This window comes from Acinetobacter sp. YH16032, from assembly GCF_013417345.1.
In the GTDB taxonomy this organism is placed as follows: Bacteria; Pseudomonadota; Gammaproteobacteria; order Pseudomonadales; family Moraxellaceae; genus Acinetobacter.
The window spans coordinates 1-4449 of sequence record NZ_VPEE01000071.1 but is presented as its reverse complement, the minus strand read 5'-3'; the positions used below and the strand labels follow the sequence as shown (position 1 = coordinate 4449).

The 4449-nt window shown below is 31.4% G+C and carries 6 protein-coding genes; 3 read left to right on the top strand and 3 right to left on the bottom strand.

The annotated features are described in order from the left end of the window. On the bottom strand, positions 1-449 hold a 449-nt coding region (locus FTV32_RS15840), incomplete at its 3' end, for a hypothetical protein (RefSeq protein WP_180029085.1). A 223-nt stretch (positions 450-672) separates the two neighbouring features. Continuing rightward, the gene (locus FTV32_RS15835; protein WP_179996694.1) at positions 673-1212 is read right to left on the bottom strand and encodes a hypothetical protein; all 540 of its coding nucleotides are present in this window, start codon (positions 1210-1212) and stop codon (positions 673-675) included. 26 nt (positions 1213-1238) lie between these two features. On the opposite strand from FTV32_RS15835, the gene FTV32_RS15830 reads away from it, so the two are divergent. The 3 genes from FTV32_RS15830 to FTV32_RS15820 all read left to right on the top strand — a co-directional run bounded on the left by FTV32_RS15830 (position 1239) and on the right by FTV32_RS15820 (position 2901). Then, entirely contained in the window at positions 1239-1556 is a 318-nt protein-coding gene (locus FTV32_RS15830) for a hypothetical protein (protein WP_179991742.1), read from the top strand. A gap of 227 nt (positions 1557-1783) precedes the next feature. Further along, positions 1784-2644 (top strand): replication initiation protein, encoded by an 861-nt coding sequence (locus FTV32_RS15825; protein WP_179991741.1) that lies wholly within the window; start codon positions 1784-1786, stop codon positions 2642-2644. Next, a complete protein-coding gene (locus tag FTV32_RS15820; protein ID WP_008917004.1) occupies positions 2641-2901 on the top strand; it encodes a helix-turn-helix domain-containing protein in 261 nt (86 codons plus the stop codon). The genes FTV32_RS15825 and FTV32_RS15820 overlap by 4 nt, the downstream gene beginning before the upstream one ends. 69 nt (positions 2902-2970) lie before the next feature. Here FTV32_RS15820 and FTV32_RS15815 read toward each other — a convergent pair whose 3' ends face one another. Beyond that, entirely contained in the window at positions 2971-4383 is a 1413-nt protein-coding gene (locus FTV32_RS15815; protein ID WP_179991740.1) for a hypothetical protein, read from the bottom strand. Positions 4384-4449: the final 66 nt, after the last annotated feature.

Below are 4449 nucleotides of genomic sequence, written 5' to 3'. Positions count from 1 at the left end.
AAGATAATGAGTTTTTCACGTTTCTCTGTTTGTTTTTCCCTCCTATCTGTTTGTGTATCATTATAAACCTCTTTTATTTTTTCTATATCCTCTGTTAGTTCTTCAAACAAATAAGCGAATTGCTCACCGTTGGCGCTGTTAATAAAAAAATCAATATTAGCATTAATTTTTTTAGCGATTTGATTAATGTTATTAGATATATTATTTAATAGAAATAGATATTCTTTATTTCCGTTATTTTTTATTTTATTTTTTAATATTGCAGATTTATTTAAAAGTAACGCTCTTATAGCTGCTGCTCTTTTTAAATCTAATTTTTCAGCTAACAATTCAACTTCTGTTAATTCTTCGTCACTTAAACATAAAGAAATAAAATTTTTACGTTGATAGCGATCTTTATATGTTTTTTTATCTTCAATGAGAATTTTTAAATTGCTCAAATTTGCCATGTTTTTTTCCTTGTGTTTTATGTTTTGACCTTCAGGGGATTGAAGGGGCGAAGCCCCTCACAAGTAACGTAATACGAAGTATTGCGCTAACTTGCTATCTAAGGTATCCCTTACTTAAGAAATAAGATATTTTGCTTTATTGTCAATACATAAACCCCAAAATCAAAACCGATCTTGAGGTCTTTTTTCTTCTAGTTCGCTCCGCTCACTGCTACGCACTTAATTATAATCCATAGACAACTATCTGATTGTTACCAGAATAATCCTTATCCAATATATATTTAATATTAAATGTTCCTATTTCTTTATTTTTAAACTGATTTGTAAAATCTCTAAACTCTATATCGTTAGGAATTAATTCCTGATAATTTTCGATTAATACACCACTTATTGAAATCTTAACCGCTGCCTCACAAGTTCTAGTTTTATTTTTATTATCATATGCAACCTCTCGAACAGCCAACAATTGAGTATCTGCATTTTGGGTCAACGATATATCCAATGGAATAATTATGTCTTTGAAGTCTCCATTTTTATAATCATAATCAGTCAATTTTTCATAAACTAACGACGCTGGTTCATTTGGATCTAACCGTTGCTTAGCAACAAAAGCCTTATCATATTGTGATTTATAAGCTTGATTTACTAACGCGTTAGCTTCTACTGATTTACACTCAATCGGAATATCATTAGCTAATGATATGATTGGATAACAGATTGTTATTAGAGTAATTGTAGAAAAAATAAGGTGATTTTTAGGCATAACAAACCTCAAAAAAGGAATAAATAATGGATAAGATCATTTCATACTGGAAAGAATATAACATTGCACATTATGATGAAAAGAAAAGATTTTACGTGATATACGGTAAGTATAACCACTTAAATAACGAAGAAGAATCAAGAAAATGCCTAGGTCTTCATTGGGAGGACTACCCAAAGTCTAGATCTGTTTTAGCCCCTATGGTTGTAACAGCAGAAATAAAGAACTCAATTCTGGCTGGATTATTAAAAGATGGATTAGATAAAAAAAATAAAGTAGACCTTGAGAAAATACTTAAAGCTATCGAATACTTTAAAGACGAGGATTTGAAAGATAGCTATTAAGCTCAACGCTGAGAGCTGACAAAACTTGTTTTTGTTAGTTTGAAGCGTTCAAAAAGGTTTGCTTTGCTAACGCCCAAAAAACCACCCCTTTGGGGCTGTTATCTGATATGGTTAAGGCAATCACTTGACAAACTTTTTTGATGTATTAAAACATAAGAAAACAGAAACCCTATTGCTTTGAGTTTGGCGACCGTAGCAACAGGGTTTCAGAGAAAAAGGACTGCTTTATGTTTAACAACGATAATAGACAAAATTTTATAAGTCAAATGCCAATGAAGCCCTACTGTTCTGACGATTTAAGTAATGGGTTAAGAATTAGAAAAAAAGAAAAAGCGCTAGAAATGCTTTACATACAAGCTAATCAACCAGCTATACAAACTTGCTTGCTATTCGATCTAGATGAAGAAAATTGTTTTTATAAATTTGAAGAAGTTAACTTGCCTGTTCCTCACTTTATAACGAAAAGCCCCAAATCTGGCAGGTGTCATTATGGTTATATTTTGAAGAACGGGGTTTGTAAAACACAACAAGCAAAATTAAAACCGTTACGCTATGCCTCCGCAGTAGAAAACAGCATAGCAAACAGATTAGGTTCAGACCCTAACTATGTAGGGCTTATTACTAAAAACCCGTTAAATAGTCATTGGTCGCCTTGGTGGTCTGGTGCTGAATTGTATGATCTCGATTATCTCGCTGATTTTGTCGATTTAAATCAACCTAAAAGCGTTAAAGCTGAAAATTACGGATTAGGTCGCAATGTTAACCTTTTTGATGATCTGCGAGCTTGGTCTTATAAACGAGTTTTAGGGTTTAAATCTTCATCATCATTTGAACAATGGATGAAAGAAGTTGAGAGACAAGCGATCAACCTCAACGCTGTTTGTAATCAGCAAAACCCTTTGCCATTCAATGAAATAAAAGCGACAGCCCGAAGTATAGGCAAATGGACATGGAAAAATTTTGACGTTGCTAAGTTTTCAGAGATACAAAGCGCAAGGGGAAAAAAGAATCTAGGAAAGAAAAAAAATAACTATAAAAAACAAAGCGAAATATTGAATATGCTTGATTTTTTAGGAGGTAAAAAATGAGAGTAAACAGAGACGGATTAACACAAAAAGAGTTAGCAAAAAAATTTAATGTCTCAATAACAACAGTAATAAAATACACTGCTATAGACAGAGAAGATTACGAGAAAGAGGCATTAAATCGTCGCAAAACAGCGTATGAGCTACGAGAGAAGGGGCTGAGTTGGAAAGAGGTAGCGGAAGCTATGCAATGCTCTTATAACGCTGTAACGTCTCTAGCGAAGCGATACAAGCAACAAGATCTAAAAGAGAGCGTTTAGCTCTCTTTTGTTATGTGGTTCTTATAATAACTAAATAAAAAACTAAGCGTTTTTTTCATGTCTTGAATATCAGATTTTAAATCTTCGTCGTCTTTCAATTTTGTTTTGTTGCCCTTGCGTTTCTTCTTGTTTTTTAAAGAATTTTGAGACTTTTTGAGTGATGCTTTTTTTGAGTTCTTGAGTTCGTTTAAATCGCTCGATATTGTCAAAAAATAATCTAAAAAATCTGTCAACATATCTGTTTGATAGTCTAATTCTTCTTCTAATTCTTTTAGATTTCTCATTAATATATTGTTGTTCTCTACTTCTATCTTCGAATTTCGAATAAATAGATTGTTGTTCTTGATTAATGTTTTCAATTTCGCTTCCAATGCTTCTAATTCTTTGTTCTCTTGTTCTTTCTTCTGTTTTATCGCTTCTATTATTCTGCTCATTGTTTAAATTCTCTTTATTAAAATCATTATTAAAATTAAGAAAAATAAATTCATTCCTAATAAGGCTATTATTATTACTTGATATTTCAGATCTAACATCCTGAATGTCATTTGTTCTCTTATTGTTTTGTTCATTGCTATTCTTATTTTCGTTCTGTGTTCTTTTAAAGCGTTTTTTATTTCTACTTGTTCTTTTGCTAAGCTCTGCGTCAAAAACGCTCGTGTGCTCTCTGAGTGCGTTTTTAACGTACTCTCGATCTGCTCTGTGATCGATTCTTGATTCTTCGTTATAAGTTTTGTAATCTCTGCTCTGTTCATAGATATCTCCTTTTAACCTTACAGGCTTATCTTCTTCGCTAAATTTAATAGATATATAATTATCACCTGTACGATTTATAATTATATTTTTCTCTTTAGTTAAAAAATCAATTAATTCTTTTCTGTTGTTTATTTCTTCGATTGATATTTTCGCTATTATTTCTTCCTGTAATTTATTTACTATATCTTTTTTGTGTTTTGGTATTTTATTATTTAAAGTATTAATTAGCTTATTTCTTTCTTTGTGATTTTCTACGTCTATAACTGAGCTAATATTATTCTCATAATTAACAACTTCACAAAATGCGTTAAATAGTTTTTTATCTGCATAGTGATAGTATGTTTTGTATGCTCTTTTATCTGCTAATGCGTTGAATGTAAGATAATTAAGTTCTAGTCGCCCTTTATCTTGATGCTGCACCCAAAGGACCGGGGGACGGTTCTCAGGTGCGATTTCTGCGAACATCATTTCTTCAAATTCTGACATGATTTTATTTTTTAAATCTTCGTCGATGTCTTTTTCTTCAAACGAAAGAACGCCCGCTGTGTATGGGTGAGAGAAGTTTTTTGATTGAATATATTCGTTAAAGTTTAAAATATCTTTCTCTGTTGTTGTAGATAAAACTTTTATATATTGTTGTTCTTCTATTTTGTCTTTACGCAATAAATAAGATAATGAGTTTTTAACGTTTCTCTGTTTGTTTTTACCTCCTATCTGTTTGTGTATCATTATAAACCTCTTTTATTTTTTCTATATCCTCTGTTAGTTCTTCAAACAAATAAGCGAATTGCTCAC